General features: G+C 44.7%; 12 protein-coding genes. 3 read left to right on the top strand and 9 right to left on the bottom strand.

The features are described from left to right. Positions 1-52: 52 nt before the first annotated feature. The 4 genes from LY387_RS06725 to LY387_RS06710 form a co-directional block, all read right to left on the bottom strand. On the bottom strand, positions 53-1,150 hold the full coding sequence (locus LY387_RS06725; protein WP_234495795.1) for an ABC transporter ATP-binding protein: 1,098 nt from the start codon (positions 1,148-1,150) through the stop codon (positions 53-55). A 21-nt stretch (positions 1,151-1,171) separates the two neighbouring features. Then, positions 1,172-1,999 carry a carbohydrate ABC transporter permease gene (locus LY387_RS06720; protein ID WP_128649500.1) on the bottom strand — a complete coding sequence of 276 codons (828 nt, stop codon included), beginning with the start codon at positions 1,997-1,999 and terminating at the stop codon, positions 1,172-1,174. A gap of 9 nt (positions 2,000-2,008) precedes the next feature. Further along, on the bottom strand, positions 2,009-2,959 hold the full coding sequence (locus LY387_RS06715) for a carbohydrate ABC transporter permease (RefSeq protein WP_234495794.1): 951 nt from the start codon (positions 2,957-2,959) through the stop codon (positions 2,009-2,011). Positions 2,960-3,076: 117 nt separating this feature from the next. Then, positions 3,077-4,342, bottom strand: coding sequence for an ABC transporter substrate-binding protein (locus LY387_RS06710; RefSeq protein WP_234495793.1), 1,266 nt, complete (start codon positions 4,340-4,342; stop codon positions 3,077-3,079). Positions 4,343-4,727: 385 nt separating this feature from the next. Here LY387_RS06710 and LY387_RS06705 point away from each other — a divergent pair, with 385 nt between their 5' ends. Further along, on the top strand, positions 4,728-6,764 hold the full coding sequence (locus LY387_RS06705; RefSeq protein WP_234495792.1) for a HAMP domain-containing methyl-accepting chemotaxis protein: 2,037 nt from the start codon (positions 4,728-4,730) through the stop codon (positions 6,762-6,764). 77 nt (positions 6,765-6,841) lie between these two features. Here the strand turns inward: LY387_RS06705 and LY387_RS06700 are convergent, their stop codons facing one another. Together LY387_RS06700 and LY387_RS06695 are read right to left on the bottom strand one after the other, a co-directional pair. Next, complete coding sequence (locus LY387_RS06700) at positions 6,842-7,885, bottom strand: aldose epimerase family protein (RefSeq protein WP_234495791.1); 1,044 nt, start codon at positions 7,883-7,885, stop codon at positions 6,842-6,844. A 278-nt stretch (positions 7,886-8,163) separates the two neighbouring features. Further along, a complete protein-coding gene (locus tag LY387_RS06695; protein WP_234495790.1) occupies positions 8,164-9,912 on the bottom strand; it encodes a family 31 carbohydrate-binding protein in 1,749 nt (582 codons plus the stop codon). A gap of 404 nt (positions 9,913-10,316) precedes the next feature. On the opposite strand from LY387_RS06695, the gene LY387_RS06690 reads away from it, so the two are divergent. After that, positions 10,317-12,623: a di-heme oxidoredictase family protein gene (locus LY387_RS06690; RefSeq protein ID WP_234495789.1), complete on the top strand. Its 2,307-nt coding sequence runs from the start codon at positions 10,317-10,319 to the stop codon at positions 12,621-12,623. A 105-nt stretch (positions 12,624-12,728) separates the two neighbouring features. Here the strand turns inward: LY387_RS06690 and LY387_RS06685 are convergent, their stop codons facing one another. Further along, positions 12,729-13,616: a MalM family protein gene (locus LY387_RS06685; protein WP_234495788.1), complete on the bottom strand. Its 888-nt coding sequence runs from the start codon at positions 13,614-13,616 to the stop codon at positions 12,729-12,731. Positions 13,617-14,095: 479 nt separating this feature from the next. Between LY387_RS06685 and LY387_RS06680 the strand changes: the two genes are divergently transcribed. Then, positions 14,096-15,394: a carbohydrate porin gene (locus LY387_RS06680; protein WP_234495787.1), complete on the top strand. Its 1,299-nt coding sequence runs from the start codon at positions 14,096-14,098 to the stop codon at positions 15,392-15,394. Between the two features lie 207 nt (positions 15,395-15,601). On the opposite strand, the gene LY387_RS06675 is transcribed toward LY387_RS06680, so the two are convergent. Together LY387_RS06675 and LY387_RS06670 are read right to left on the bottom strand one after the other, a co-directional pair. Beyond that, positions 15,602-16,294: a hypothetical protein gene (locus LY387_RS06675; protein ID WP_234495786.1), complete on the bottom strand. Its 693-nt coding sequence runs from the start codon at positions 16,292-16,294 to the stop codon at positions 15,602-15,604. A 138-nt stretch (positions 16,295-16,432) separates the two neighbouring features. Further along, entirely contained in the window at positions 16,433-17,401 is a 969-nt protein-coding gene (locus tag LY387_RS06670) for an ester cyclase (RefSeq protein WP_234495785.1), read from the bottom strand. Between the last annotated feature and the right edge of the window lie 17 nt (positions 17,402-17,418).

The raw sequence follows: 17,418 nt of genomic DNA, 5'->3' as shown, positions 1-17,418 counted from the left end.
CGATGAGTGTTTGCTTATCGAGTCTTGAGAGTTAATGTCTACTTAATGGCAGTTAGTGTGCGACATACACAGATTTTTCTTTGCTTGTGTCAAACACATGCAGCTGTGAGCCATCTAGATATAAATCAATTTGATCACCCTCTTTGACTGCCTGTGTCGAAGGTGCTTCAACCACCAGACTATGGTCACCAAATCGGTTCATTACCTGAATGGTTGACCCCAGTAACTCGTAGCTTTCCACTGTTGCAGTCACTTTAATTGGGTGTTCAAGAAGCTCTGGTGTTAAATGAACATCGCTTGGGCGAATCCCCATAGTGACTTTTTCTCTATCCACTTGTGCATCAACATCGCCTGCTAGAGATAACTTCTGACCTGCTAGCTCTAGGTGCCAGCCGCTATCGTCATTCGCAAGTTCAGCGGGCAATAGATTCATTGTTGGGCTGCCGATAAAACCAGCGACAAATTTGTTCGCAGGGTTTTGGTAAATCTCCTTCGGTGTACCGACTTGCTCTATACGACCATCACGAAGAATGACAATGCGATCTGCTAACGTCATCGCCTCTACTTGGTCGTGCGTCACATAGATGGTTGTCTTCTGAAGTTTCTTATGAAGTGCTTTGATTTCGCTTCGCATTGCGTTACGCAGTTTTGCATCCAAGTTTGATAGTGGTTCATCAAACAAAAATACCTCTGGTGTACGAACCATTGCACGGCCCATTGCCACGCGTTGGCGTTGACCACCGGATAACGCCTTAGGTTTACGATCCAGTAGCGGCGTGAGCTGGAGCATGTCGGCTACAGGGCGAACCTTATTTGCTATTTCCTCTTTGCTAGCACCTGCAAGTTTGAGCGCAAAGGCAATGTTTTCATACACTGTCATGTGCGGATAAAGCGCGTAGCTTTGGAATACCATTGCGATATTACGATCCTTTGGCTCTAGGTTGTTTACTACCTGACCACCAATCGAAATCTCCCCACCGGTGATGTCCTCGAGACCCGCAAGCATTCTCAATGTTGTCGACTTACCACAGCCTGATGGACCAAGAAATACGATGAATTCACCATCTTTAATATCTAGGTTGAAGTCCTTTACTATACGAACGTCGCCAGAATACACTTTCTCTAAATTCTTAAATGAAACTGAAGCCATTTTTGATAATTCCTTTCCTAATTAACCTTTCACCGCGCCGCCGGTCAAACCCGCAACTATGTATTTTTGTGCCAGCAAGAAGAATACGATCGCTGGGGTAATCGTCACCGATACATACGCTAGGATCTTGTTCCATGCGATACCGTACTCTCCGCGATACTTCATGATACCGAGGGTCCATGGATACATATCTTCAGTATTCAAAACGAGCAGTGGCAGTAGATAGTTGTTCCAACTGCCCACCAAGACAAATACCCCAACGGTTGCAAGTATTGGCGTAGATAGCGGAAGAATAATGTGTAGGTAGAACTTGGCATAACTACAACCATCAACACGTGCCGCGTCAAATAACTCAGCTGGTAGCTGTTCAAAGAAGGTTCTAAATAAAAGGATGCTAAACCCAAGCCCAAACGCGACTTGCGGAATGACGATACCTGGTAAAGTATCAAGCAGCGCTAGGTCTCGTATACGCAGGAACAGAGGTAATATTGCCGCCGCCGCTGGGAACATCATCCCCATTAGAAAGTAGCTATAGACGTACTTGTAACCAGCAAATTTTATATGCGAGAACGTAAACGCCGTCATTGTTCCAACGAGTAGCGTAAGAATGACCGATAGTGCCGCGATGATGAGAGAGTTCTTCATCAGAATCCAAATGCTGCCATCAGCAAATACGGTCGCGTAGTGTTCGAGTTCCCACACTTCAGGGATACCAAATGGGTTAGTACGAAGCTCGCCGAGGCTTTTAAAGCCACCAAATAGCGTTGCCACCATCGGCAAAAGTACAAACCCGGCTACCAGCATCAAGAAGGACATCCTGACCCACTGAATATTCTTAATCTTTTCCATGATGAGCCCCTACTTCTTGTCTTCTTTCATGATGGTGTTCTGATAAGTGAATGCGAACACAACACAGGCTATAAACAACACGACACCAACCGCACTACCAAAACCAACATTCATTCGTGTAATACCGAAGGTATATAAATAACTCACCAATGAGTGACTGCTATGCGATGGTCCACCACCTGTTAATGGCATTATGAGATCGAAGGTTTGCAGAGCACCCAAGATACTGAAGAATATGGAAACCTTTATCCCCGACATAATAAGTGGGATTTTTACATGCCAGATTGCTTGCAGTTTTGACGCTCCATCCAGCTTGGAGGCTTCGATCAGATCTTTAGGCACACCTTGAAGTGCGGCGATATAGATCATCATGTGGAAACCAAAATACTTCCAAACAATGACCACCAAAATAGCGGTAAATGCCCAATCTCTGTCAGCGAGAATGTACCAAGGGTCGGTGCCCAATGATTCGGCAATACCTGCCATCATTCCGTAGTCACCGTCGAATACGAAACGCCAGATCAGACCCGCGACAACTTCTGCAAGAATGTAAGGCAAAAAGAAGATCAAGCGAAAGACGCTGTTTGACCAGCTTTGTTTGTAAATACTCAAGGCGACAATCAATGCCAAAGGCAACTGAATGACCAATGAAACTAAAATGATTTTTACTGTGTTCCACGCAGCGGTTTCAAACGCACTGTGCTTTAGAATTCGTGCATAGTTTTTAAACTCGACGAACTGTGTTGGTTCACCATAACCGTTCCACTTGAAAAAACTGTAATAGGCAGCTTCTCCGAGCGGTAACATGACAAAAACAGTAAACAGCAATAGTGCGGGCGGCAGGAAAAACACTAGGGTTAACAATCGATTCCCGTGGTTCCTTTCTTTTAGCCAGTGGCCAAAACCAGCGGATTTACTTTCTTGAGGATCGTCAACCATGGCTGCTAACTTCTCACTCATACATACTCCTTAATTTGTGAGGTAAAGCTGGCTAATAGGTGAACGAAGTCCGACAAGGTCGGTATAGCCAGCTTTTACGAACGCTAAATAACGTTAAACGTCATCCATTACGTTGAATTAACGCATCTCCCACGCTTCTTGCACTTGCTCAGCAGCCTCTTTCGGGGTTACGTCGCCGTTAACGATGCCAACAGAGATGTCATTAACAACACCACCAACATCTGCACCTAGAGCTTGGTCAAAGAACACTTGGTGCCATTGAGCGCTTGAAATCGTTTGGGAAATTTTTTGCTTGAATGGATTTTGCAGACCTTTGTCTGCACCTTTTGCAACTGGAATGATTTGGTCAATTTCAGCAAGTTTGGTTTGACTGTTTTCGTTTAGGAAGAATTCGAGCCATTTTGCAGCTTCTGGTTTAGCGCCTTTAGCGAATGCAAAACCATTAATACCGCCAAGCGTGTCACTACCCGCACCTGCTCCACCTTTAAGAACCGGGAAGTTCATGAAGCCAAGGTCTGAATCAACCACACCTTTCTTATCAACCGCTTGTTGGGCTTGGAAGTTATAATCCCAGTCACCCATTAGGTGGATAGCGGCTTTGTAGTCACCAAATAAACCTGCAGATTCACCATAACCCGCTGCCATAAAGCCAGGCTGGAACGGCTCTAGCGCAGCCAGGCGCTTAAGTTCTTCACCTGCACGAACAAAGGCTTCACCAGCAAATCCATCGCCTTGGTCTTGCATTGCTGCGGCAAACGCTTCTTGACCACCCGCACGCATTACTAGGTAGCTCCAGTAAAAGTGCATTGGCCACTTATCTGCGCCACCGACTGCGATAGGAGTAATACCCGCTGCTTTTAGTTTCTCAATAGCGGATAGGAACTCATCCCATGTTTGGATGCTTTCGCCATCGATTCCTGCTTGCTTGAACAATTTCTTGTTGTACCAAAAACCCACTTGGCTAACCATGTATGGCGCGCCGTACTGCTTGCCGTCAATTTTGAAAGCATTCATGCCCGCAGCAGACAGCTCTTGATTAAGAGTTGCAGAGTAACCTTCCATGTCTTCCAACAAACCAGACTCGGCGCGAACTTGGAAGTTACCACCGCCCCAGCTATAGAAAAGGTCAGGTTTTTGTTGTGACTGAAGTAGCGTTGGCAGTTTTGCTTTGAACGCTTCGTTCTCTAGAAACTCGAGGTTAACCTTGATGTCTGGGTTCTTTGCTTCAAAGTCTTTGGCAATCTCTTCCCATACACCAAGCACGTTCGGGTCCGTTTCGATGTGCATCATTCGAACCGTGGTGTCAGCGAATGCTGTAGAAGAAAGAAATAGGGAAATCGCTGTAGCACTAAACACTTTACTAAGTTTGTGGTTTCTTAGCATGGTATTACTCCATTTTTTAATTTTTATCCAATATGACTCTCGAACTGGGTAAGCTTCACGTGAGAGTTACATATTATTTTTGTTGTTATGGAAACTTTGGCAAGCTTTGAAATGTGACCAGCGTAACATCAGATAATAAATATCACTTTTCATAATGACATTACTAAATATTGTTATTCACTGGAAATAAATAGAATAAATGTGGTGAGAAATATAATAATACTTGCCATAGTTTTTGTTTCAATCCTTGAAAATATATTCAGAATTTAGACTAGTCGAATATGAGACATCCATCAATATTATTATCAATTAATCATGCTTCACATCACACTTGGTATTATCGAACCAAAACTACAATTAAAGGACAATAATAGGAAGGAATCAGATGCTAAATTCTATAATAAAACAAATTATATTTGTCTTCGCGCTTATCTCTCTCAGTGTATTCTTATTGTCTGCCAGCGCATACCGAAATGCACAACACATGACCGAGCAAATCGACAGTGTTGAATCTCAAGTTATCGACCCTCTCAATCAGTTTAACCAATTAAGGAATCGTCTTTTAGAAGCGTCTAACTTAGTCGCGCTATACAACCCAGACACCTCACGCCGAGATGAAAGCGTACGACAAAATGAAACCACGGCAGTAGACAGCAGTGAACTCATTAATGAGCTGGAGGCGCTTGCCACTTGGCTGTCAGCGCTCGATATCGTGAGTTGGTTGCCAACTCTTGATCAAGTTAAACTCGACACGCTGTCGACCACCCTAGCCGACTTCGTACCTCTGATGGAGGCACAGCTCGCAAGTAAGGATATCTCGGCGCAAGCCTCTATCGGTGCTCAGCTTAGTGCGGTTTTATACAGTCAATCGGCAGACACCATAGGGAATAACCTTAATAAACTGCAAGCAACAGAAGGGGTAAGAGAACGAGACATACAATTTTTGCAGTTTCATTTTAATTCCGCCGATAAACTGATCCGTCAGATACTATTACTTACTACATCAGATGAAGTCTGGGTGGTTAAATCCGGGCTAGACCGACACAACCGTATGCTTGAAAAGAAAATCGACTTCATCGCCAAGAAAAACCCGGCATTTTCTCTAGAAGCAGCATCTATACTTGAACCGCTTTTTACAGCCATAAATTCCGCTGATGGTGTGCTGACACTGCACCTAAATAACTTAGAGCAACAAAACGTGACTGTGGAGCAGCAAGCACTGTTAATGCAAGCCAACAGCTCCCTTAAGAGCCAACTCAATGAAGTGGAGGCTCAACTCGTTTTGATGACACAGAACAAGATAAATAGCTCACGCCAATCCGCCACGACAGCGACACAGGTAACATTAGGTCTGCTAGCGATGGCGTTGGTCATTGCTATAGGTGCGAGTTCGCTGCTTACTCTTCGCATTCGCTCTGCTATGTCCAAACTCATCACTTCTCTAACTCGTATCGCCAACGGACGTTTAACTAACGAAGATATTCCCGTCAGTAAAGATGAGTTTGGACAACTTAGTTCGGCAACGAACCAAGTGCAGAGCCACTTACTTGATATCGTGTCTCAGCTCCAATCTGGTTCTAAATCTTTATTGTCAGCGAGTCATACTATTGCGACTCGCACAGAACACACTGCGCAAGTCACTAACAAGCAGAATCTAAACATCGAGGCTATGTCTGTTTCTCTAGAGCAAATGAATCTTGCCATTCAAGAAGTCGCTTCGGCTGCAACCTCGACTCAAGATGCCATTGGTCGTGCGAAGCTTAACGGTGATGAGTGCGCGGGAGTTACTAACAACAGCATCAACTCTATATTGTCGCTTGCCGAACAGCTTGGCCAATGTGATAAGAAAATGGACAGCTTGCTGGAGCGCAGTCAATCGGTTGAGTCCGTCTTACAAGTTATTCAAAACATTGCAGAGCAAACTAACCTTCTTGCACTGAACGCGGCAATCGAGTCAGCTCGCGCTGGTGAACACGGCAGAGGGTTCTCTGTAGTCGCAAATGAAATTCGACAATTAGCAGAGAAGACTCAAAACTCAACCTTGACGATTCAATCTATTTTGGGTGACTTAAACGCTGAGATTGCTGATATCGCTACAGAAGTGCGTGAATGTGTGAGTCATTCAAAACAAAACGCTGACGATGCGACCTTAGTTGGAAACAGTTATTCCAAGGTACTTGAAGACATTAATATTGTTAACGGCATGAGCATTCAAGTCAGCGCATCCGCCGAAGAACAAAGCATAGTGGCACGACAACTCGTTGAAAGCATGAATGTACTAAAAGACGAATCTGTGCAAATCAGCGACATGTGTCAGAAGACAGAGGCGCAGTGCCAAGAGCTAGAGAACGTCGTACAGATTAATACTCACATTATTCAAAGGTTCGATATCAGCACGAGTACAGACATCAAACCCACCTAACTTGAGCATTTATTATTGACCACAAAAAAGGACAGTTTATTGACTGTCCTTTTTATTTATTGCTTTAAAACAGAATGTTACGCGTGACCCTCCACGCTCGCTTTAAACACCGTTGTAGAGTTAAAAGGACGATTAGGTGTTACTAATACTTGATCAGCGATATCTGGCATATTGACTTGATTTGGGTAACTTTGGGTCTCGAAACAAAATCCCATATGTGTACCAAACGGTTTGTCGAATGAATCTTTATGGTCACCCAAGTGATTTCCAGTGTAGAACTGCATTGCGGGTCTATCTGACATCACCTCGAGGACAATCCCACCTGATTGCTCAAATGCCCACCCTACGGGTCTCAACCCCTCACCATTCAGAATAAAACAATGATCGTAGCCACCAGCGGAGACAAGCGCCGCTTCTTCTGTGGCAAAGCCCAAAGCAATTCGTTTCGGTTGAAGGAAGTCCATGGCAGTGCCCATCACTGAACGTGATTGCGTAGGGATTTGCTCAGCATTAGTATCCCAGTACTCGTCAGCATCAATCGCCACTATATGCCCCTGAACATCATGCTTGCCTCCGCTTAGATTGAAGTAAGCGTGATGCGTCAGATTAACGGGACAATCATCGTCCGATTCAACCCAATAGTGAACCGTCAGTTCATTAGCGTCACTTAAACGATAGGTTACGCAAATCCTCAAATTTGCAGGATAGCCCCCCTCTCCTTTGTTTACCTGCGTCTCAAGCGTAACCCCCTGAGCGGCCAAGATAGTAACGTCCCAGCGACGTTTGTGAAGTTCACAATCACCACCATGTAGATGGTTACTCCCTTCGTTTTGGCATAGCTGAATAGGATTTCCAGCGTGATCATAGCGACCATTTTCAATACGATTGCCCCAAGGTCCAACAACACCGCCCACGTACGCTTGTCCCGCTAGGTAATGCTCTGGACGGTTGTAACCAAGAACTATGTTTCTTTCTCTATGGTATCTATCTTTGAGTTTGAAGCTCACTATGGATGCGCCTAAGTCACTAATTTCGACGCGGACACCGTTACTGTTTTCTAAACAATACAGTGAGTAGTCGCCCCAGGCAGAAGGCTCGACTAATGTTGTTTTATGGTCCATATCCACTCCTTTTTTATTACGATTTTAGAAAGCGGATAGCATTGCGCTATTATGATATTTAGCTCTAGGTTGATGTAAAATGATAACGATGTGCGAGATCACATCGTGAATGAAGAGTATGAAATGTTGTAAGGTAGAATTAAGAACTGACAACAAAAAGTAGTATTACAAATAAACTGGGCCTCATACTTCACCATATGAAACCATAACAGTAAGATATATTGTCTTATTTAAATAAAAATAGAGAGGCTATTAACCCCTCTATTTTTAGTGGTTACTTATTGAGCGCAACTTGTATTCCCGAACGTGATGTTTTTCTCGGTAATAAACTGAGAGGCGCTGTCTTCTACTTTAAATGTAATTTTATAGTCACTACCTAAAGTTGCATTAAAGCTACGACTATAGCGATCTCCAGAATTATCACCTGGTACACAATAGTCATCTAAGCAGATGTAGTTCCAACTTGCAGACCAACCAAGATCTTTATGAAATACCTCAATCTCTGTGTCCGAGCGATAATTGTAACCAAAATCAGCGCTACATTGACTGGGATCGGTGCCGCCACCTGAACCATTGTCGCCACCACTTCCGTTGTCACCTCCATTGTCAACGCCAGAGCCGTTATCGCCACCACCTGGTGTGCCAGTAGAGCCACATTGTTGATTTTCAAAAGTGACAGACTTGTCGGTTATGAACTGCGCTCCTCCATCTGCCACTTTAAACTCGATACCGTATGTCGAGCCCAGCTGCGCATCAAACTGTTTGACATACTCACCATTCTTGAGTTCTCCTTGCAAGCAGAGTCCATTCAAACAGACGTAGTTCCATTCCGCTGACCAGCCATTATTTTTGTGGAAAACTTCTATGGTAGAATCGCTCACGTATCGGTACCCGAAGTCTTCATTGCACGGCTCTGTTGGATTCGTTCCTCCATTATCGCCACCACCGTTATCTCCACCGCCATTATCACCACCACCGCCAGTTGAGCCATAGCCTAATGTCTCGAACAGTGTCTCAGAGTGGTTGATGTATTGTCCTTTCGCAATCTCCTGCTGCCAGTTCGATTTAATCAATGCATTAGCTTGAACTCGGCTGTCACCCCAATATCCTTCATTATAAGGAGCGGCCCAACGCCACTGGCTATCCCAGTCAGCATTGATGTAGGTGAAACCTCTTACAATGTCTGAGTTATCACTCATAAACTGAAAGTAAGGTGCAAACCACTCATCCCACAGCTGCTGAGAAGTTTTACTCTGTCGATTAGTGCCCTTAGCTGGATCTGCTGAATAGGTAAGATCGGCAACTTGGTAGCGTTGAGGCGTCGATTCATTTAAGAAAAGTGGTTTGCCTTTGCTTCGCGCAAACTGAGCGGCTTCATTAACACGATCCCAGTTACAATCTTGAGGAGCAAAATAAGATAGACCTACCCAGTCTACGTATTCAGAGCCCGGCCACCATTGATCAAGTTGACCACCTGGAGTCGGACAGTACGAAGCCACTTGCCACACTAAGGATATTTTCGCCTGATGTCCCAAGGCAATGATGCGATCATGGACATATTGGAAGCTAGTCACAATACCACTCGGTGAATGGCCATTCCATGGTCCATCAACCTCATATGCCCAGCGAAGATAAACAGGCCTATCGTAACCAGCAAGGGTATTTAATAACGTATCGATATTAGCGTTATATTGCCCGCTAGCAACCGCATCGACTTCACCATTCATCGACACGCCAATCACTAGTGCACTTGTTGGGTAAGCGTTAGCAAGTTCAGCAATATTGTTGCGACCAGCGCCAGCATCCGCATCGGAATTCAGACCATCCAAATTGACGATTCCGACGTAGTTTGTCACACCCGCCGGTATTGTTCCCAAAGCACTTGCATAATCGTTTACGCTGTCCACGTCTTGACCGACAGAGACTAAAATACCACTCTCGGGCACTAACACTCCGTCCAAACTCCATGCTGACGCAGATAGTGACATTGCTCCTGCAGCGATTAATGACAAATAGGTTCGTTTCATTACTTTTCTCCATGTATGACGAATCGAGAAAGAGCATAGATTAAAGATGTCGATATATTATTTGAGCAAAATCACACAAGAAAAATATGAAAATATAATCAGAAAAAATCATAATTGATATTGATTACTATGATAATAATAAAGTTGATCCAACCAACGAAAAATACCTAGCAGCAATGACTCACATCACAAAAATTCGTTAGTTATGAAAAGATCAAAAATAATTTACTAAAGAAGCAAAATGTGACAATTGTCATCTGCGTAACAAGAAAAACAAATTCATCTCAAGTTAATTAAATTCGGTAAACAACAAGTGAGTTTTCGTAATACCCTTCCCCTCATCAGCTGCTAGAGATAATAGGGAAATCAAACCAATAACATCAATTAATATGGAAGTTAATGTTATGCATAAAAGCGAGTACTCTCCTCCTAACCACAAATACCTAAAGGCATTAGGGTTAGGCTCTATAATCGTCGCTATATACAGTCCACTCTCTTACGCAGAGATCAATACCCGCATCGAGTCAGGCAACCCTGCGATTGCGTATGCGGAAGATGGTGGTTGGACAGGCCAATGGGCCTATTTGTGTGTCGATGATTACTGCGGTAGTGCACAGCTCGTCGATGGATTTTGGCAAAGGACGGTGGCAGAGCAAGCCATTGTTACCGGCGAATCCTATCGATTGCAGCTAAAAGTCCAAGACAATGTGCTCTCGCAGTACATTTCACCTGAATACACCATTACTGCAGACGCAGGTGGCGATGGAGGCGGCACAACACCGCCCCCGATTGAACCCGACGCTCCTACAATCAGCACAAGCGCTTCACCGAGCAATGCAACCGTCGGCGAGGTCGTTTCTATTTCTGCAACTGCTACCAGTGAACAGGCTTCAATTACTACACTTTCAGTTCGCATAACCGCGCCAGATAATCAAATCGTATTAAACGAAACTATTTCACAAGCACAAGGTGCATGGCAGTTCACACCTTCATTACAAGGGACTTATCAGGTTACCTACCAAGCTACTGATAACCAGGGTGAAACGGGTCAGTTCACGGACTCTGTGTTCGCTCGGAATCCCGTTTCGGGCGGTGATGGTGTCGTAGTTAATGAAATCGCGGAACGTTATCGTGTCCGACATGAACTTTCGGGTAATGACTTCAACAACTTTAATGTGGAGTATTGGGAAGGTCGCTTCGGCTCCTTTGTATTAGAGGACTATACTCAGCCAAGCGCGAGTGATTTAAGACAATCAGCCTGTGACACGACGGAACCTTGTGTCGTTGTGACATTAAACAGCGCAATACCGCTCGCAATGACCGATGTGTTTGGCAATGAAAAATCTTGCAACCAACAAACACCTAACTGGCGTTACCACAAGATTTATGGTGATGAGACAAACTTCTCCTACGGCTATGTTATGGATGTGGTGTTAAACGATGGTTCAGTTGTCCCTGCGTGCCAAGCAACTCGTGACCAACGAGCGACAGCCACGACATGGCGCGCCGTTATGCAACGTTGGCCTCATATCAATCGACCATTTGAAGCCGGCGAGCAGATTGAGTTTGAGACCACTATCAGCTTCGACCGAGCTCAAACAACAGGCGATAACGTCAATTACTACGGACAAACTTTTAGATATGTCTTGGGGCAGGGGTTGACCGTAAACAATCGCGATAATGCAGTAGGACCACTCAACATTAATGACAGCTTCGCTCAGCTCGGTGGAGATACAACTGTACCGCAGCTCTCTGCAAGCGGTGGTGCACAGCAACGCTTAAGTTTTATGCAACATGCATACAATCTTGATAGAGGAAACGTACAATCATGGCTAGACGGACGTCGCCTGATCCACACTAACTTTACAACGGGTGATCACGTCGAGGAGTTCCTACCGGGTCCACAAGCGATCAACGGCAACCTACCTTTCCCTGAAATGGCAGGATTAACCACTGACCCCATTCAACCAAGCTGTACCCAATGTCACACGCTCAATGGCGTGGGAGATATGCAAGCAAGACAGGATGTTGTCCCTCCTAAGATGTTTGGTTTAGGTTTACTCGAGAACATCCCTCAAGAAACTATTGAACAGTGGGCTCAGGAAAATGGAGGAACGGTTAACTACGTGACGGTAGAAGGACAACAGTACGTTGGCCGCTTTGGATGGCGAGCAGAAACTATGAGTGTTGAGCATCAAATCGCTAAGGCGCTGCATGACGATATGGGTATTGGCACCAGTTTCGAGGGCTTTGGCCCCGTGGAGCTCGCAGATAATCATGTTCAAGATATGGTAGTGTATACGAAGCTTGTGGCCGTACCCACGCCTCGTCAAAACCTAACAACCATGCCTGGACATAACCGTTTCCAAGAGTTTGGGTGTAACTCTTGCCATAAAATGACGGTACAAACTGGTACTGACACTGAATTTCCAGAGCTATCGAATCAGACGATTCATCCGTATACCGACCTACTCCTTCACGACCTTGGTGAGGGCGCATTCCGTACTGCCCCACTCTGGGGAGTCGGTTTGAGCGGCTACGTAAAAAGTGGCGATGCCAATGCGCTGACGCTAATGCATGATGGACAAGCGACCAGCGTTGATGCCGTAATGCAAAGACACGGCGGTGATGCCCAAGCTCAATCAGATAACTACTTCAATGCGAGTCAGCAAGCTCGAAACGAACTGGTTGAATATCTAATGGCGCTTTAGGTTTTTGGTTAGTACTGATAATTAACCAAGAAGAAAGCCCGCAATTTATATTGTGGGCTTTTAGTTTAAAAAAAGGGTGGAATCAGAAGCACTAAAAGAAAATGCCTAGCCTTCAAACTTCTTCATCGCTTCAACAAACGTCTCTCTTGCCGTGGGCGATCCCTGCTTTTCGGCTTGTTTCATTATATCCAAAGCACGATCAAACTCACCGGCTCGAACGGCTGCGCGAATTCTGTCATCGAACAACTCAACGAACTCTGTATCCATCACCGATTGCTGATCTGTAACCACTACGGCAGCGAGTGCCGCTTCTCGGTCTTGCTGCTGTTGTTTTGACTCTTGTCTTACTGCGGGACCAGAATAGTCGAGCTCAAGCTCCACAGTTCCAACGGCTGCATGTGGGATATTCCACTCCGTGTTAGCCGCAAGATTTGCTTCTACACTTCCAGATCGAATTGCAGAGTCACTTGAAGGTTTAACTAGTGTAGAGTCCTTAAGGTCTTTATCCGTGGTGAAAATGACCAAGTAACGGGGGGACTTCTCATTCGGGTATTTTTGGGAAATCGTTTTTTCCATCGCGTAGTGTGTAGAGTACATAATTCCACTGTTGCGATAGCTCAAATCCGAACTAGAGAGTACATCCAGTGCTTTGTATTCATTGTCTAAAATAAGGATCGATGGGACAAAGACTTGATTACCAACCAGAGAGATAACCTCTAAGTTTGCCTCTCCATCAAAAACTGGGAGTTCATAGCCTTTCACGTAACTAACTCCACTTACTAAACCCACTTTCTCTGAGTTGGTATCAATCACCGCGGTGAGATCACCCGATTTGGTAATAGGTTCATAACCCACTTTACTCAGCGTGGTACAACAATCCTTTTGACGACTTAGCTCGGTAATGCCTAAAGGGCTAGATTCACTAGTTTGAACTTGTGAAGACGTACATCCTATCAAAGACGCGACGACGGCAGCTAAAAACACACGTTTCATTGAACTCCTCCATGTGGAAACTAATCAAGCTAAATAACTCAGGTTAAGTCTATCACGTCATATTTTTGTAGAAGCAATAAAACCATCACATAACTTGCTTATTCTTTATATATTCACCTCCTAATTCTAATTAACGACATCACTTTAATCCATGGCCGTTATGTGAGATAAACTGGGTTTCATTTAAAATGATAAATTTCGAAATCCAATTGATAAATTTTGTAAAAAGGCATCTGCTCGGCTAGTAATAGATAGATAAACATCATTGTAAAAAAACGTAACTATTACGTAATATCCCATTCTAATTTTCATATTTTTCATTCTTTTTTTATCGTGACAAATGTCAACAAAATTCATTATTCACAAGTGATCAACATCACCTAAATATATAGATTCTCTACTTATTATCAATGGCAACTTATCTCTTACCATACACGATAAGTACTCAATGCTATTCATATAATTAGTTGGAGAACAACATGGAAAAAACAGCATTAAGCAAAGCTCTATTTATTGCAGGAGTGGCTGCAATATCTTCAATGCCAGCTTTAGCCGAAAAACCAACCTCAGATTTTGAATTTCACGGTTATTTCCGTGCAGGTGCATTCACTAGTGCCAAAGAAAATTTCAAACAGCACCAATGGGGTGGGCAAAAGGAGACATTGGGGCGTTTAGGCTTAGAAGCTGACGATTTCTGGGAGCTGGCGTTTATGCAGCGCTGGGACTGGGAAAAAACGGAAGACTCAGACGGTAAAAGTGTTCGTATCAACGCGCGTCTAGGTCAGGACAACCCTAATGGCAATGGTAGTAACGGCTATGCGAATATCGATGGTAAAGCGACAGGTCTGATCGAATCATTCGTTGAATTTGATGGTGTAACGAACACGGGTACACTTTGGGGCGGTCAGCGTTACTACGGTCGTGACAACTATATCTTCATGACTGACTTCTTCTACACTGATTATTCCGGTACTGGTATCGGTGTTAAAGGTACTGAATTAGGTGGTGGCCTATGGGACTTTGCCTATATCGCTAGTAACAACTCAGTTGGTGACAACGAGATGCTAAATGCTTTCCACGTTCGTGCAGACTATGGTCAATGGCGTATCGAAGGTATGGCAAAACAGATGGGTGAAAACGTGAACGGCGATGAGTTCGCGAAATCTGGTTTCGAAGGTCACGTTCAATACTCTCCTTCTAACTTCTTTGGCTTTGGAAACGGCTTCTCTAAAGTCGGTGTTCAATACGGTCAAGGTCTGGGTGGTTCAACCATGCTAGGTCGTACATTTACCAACTATAACGCATACAGTCCAGGCGGCGTTGGCTTCATTGATGGTTCGACTGAGCAAACATTGATGTCTGCAGTAAAAGACGGTGATAGAACAGTTCGCGCACAAGCATACGGTGGCTATATCGGTGAAAACTGGTTGTTCTTCCCTGCTGTGGGTTACGAACAAACATCGTATGAAGACAACGTAGATGACTTCTCATACTGGTATGCAATGGTTCGCCCTGTTTACACCATGCCTTCTATTGATGACTTCGCAATCGCAGCTGAATTTGGCTACACCGACAACAGTGCGAACCGCGACAATGGCGGCAATGCGACTTATAAAGCAACCATCGCTCCAACATGGACAGTAGGTACTGGATTCGGTCCAGCTCCAGAAATCCGTCTATTGGCGACATACCTTAAAGGTAACCCTGGCGTTTCTTCAAACGCTGGTGAAGACGACCACGATTTTATCGTAGGTGTTCAAGTGGACATGTGGTGGTAACCGATTGTCTGCCCCTTCACTTTTGAAGGGGCAGCATTATCTCAATGGAAGGAGGTGAGCAATTTCGATAGACGTATCAGTTTCTAGTGTTTTTTTTCATTGCTAGCAACAGCAATAACCCCCACCCCTTTTGCGGGGTTTTAAGGTCGAACCATCCCAAGATAAGCGGCAGCAAGGGTTCGACCTCTTTTTTATGCAGTCGATAAATTAACTCGGACGGCTCATCTTGACGCGTTGTTTAACGCGATCGATACGCTCTTTGTTAACCTGCTCTTTTAGCTTGGGCTTAATATCTGCCACTGGAACGGCTTTCCATTCACCCTCATGATAAACAACGATATAAGACGCACGGCTAATCTCCTCTCGAACGATCCACTTACCGTCATCGATACGCTTTACATCTCCGCGAACATTGCCATAAGAATCTCGGACCGTCCACGTTCCATTGTCATTCTTGCTACCTGTAATAGTGTGTTCAGAGTGCAACGAAGAAATAGTAATTACATCATCTTTGATTAATATTTCACCAATACGCTTACCGTTGTACGTAATCGAGTACAAGGTCTCACCATCCAAATCACGCTCTTTGACCGTAGAGATCTTCGCATTCGGATTAACCGGTGATTCATACTCCGGCAGATGCACAGGGACATCTAGACCTAAATCTGGAATGTAAACATAGCCGAGATCAAAACCAAAATCCGGCTCTGTGGGTTCTGAGCCTTCTGGCGCACTGTTGCCATAGCCAGGATCCACATTTTCAAAACCTAGGTCACCATCAAACTCAGGTAACGGTTCTGTTGGGGATGAGCTTCCGCCACTTGATGAGCAACCGGCAAGTAGAGCGACAGCAAGTGCAGAGCAAAGGAGTTTAGATTTTTGAATCGAGGTTAATTTCATGATGTTTTGCCTTCATGTTTTGTGATGTGTAAATCCTAACCACCTCGACTCACACAAACTATAGGGCAAAATCTATTTCTGATATTTACTCTCTGAATATCAGAGAGTAAATGATATTAAAGAACCTTTCACGAAGCTCTAGCCTTGGCCGAGCAAAATTTGCTTCGAAATCGCCACCTCATCGATCAGTGTGTATTCTCGGCGAATGCCCCAAGGCCCAAACTCCGCATGAGAGATCCCCATAATGTAGACAGGTTGTTGAGTTGGTTTGCCAAGCAATCCATATCCACTATGCGTGCCATGCAGTGACCAACGTATTGCTGCCCTTGGCGACATCATGGCATCGTCATTGCCCATCACATGCTCAATTTTAAACTCGGCATCTGGCAGGCTCGATCTCAAACTCATCCAGAACTGGTCGATCTCACCATGAGACAGCGCCGTTTTATTGCTTGCATACTCTCCGATACAAGCACGATCATAGACAGCCGGAATAACGGAAAACTCTGCGTGCATGATTCGATTCAACGTGTCTTTATATGCCTCGCCCCATTCACTCTCGTTTCCGTAACCTTGATACGGCCCTTCTATATCGAGGGCTGGTGTAAAGGGTTTCACGCACTTCTCTACACCACCCTCTATATCTATGAGCTCTCGAGCGTATTCCATTGGAGTTTTACCAAGCTGTAATGCAATCGCCCCCTGATCTCTAACCAACCACTCATCATTGATTTGGTCATTGATGGCATGGCAATCCGCCAAGATTCGATACTTGATTTGTTTACCCGTCGGTTCCCCGTAAGCACCAAAGTGGCTATGTGTCGCAGTACATAACAAGCGATGTGACGACAACATCCCCTGCTCAGGCGTACCCGCCCAAATCACGTCCTCGCCGAAAAGTTGGCGATCTGGCAGCTCTGCCAGCGTTGACATGGTTGCCGCTATCACGCCCTCGTTACCTTGAACCACTGAGGCCGGTGAACGCACGATAATGTCGGGCGCATAGTAATGTTTTAATGTGTGGACTCCACGATCTTCCCATATCTCTTTGGTCACACCGATAATGTAGTCAGGAAAATCTTTCCACTTCGGATTAAAGCCTTTCATTTAAATATTCTTCCATC

Source organism: Vibrio maritimus, assembly GCF_021441885.1.
GTDB classification, from domain to species: Bacteria; Pseudomonadota; Gammaproteobacteria; order Enterobacterales; family Vibrionaceae; genus Vibrio; species Vibrio maritimus_B.
Note: the sequence above shows the minus strand (reverse complement) of the source record. Positions and strands in the feature narration are given on the sequence as shown.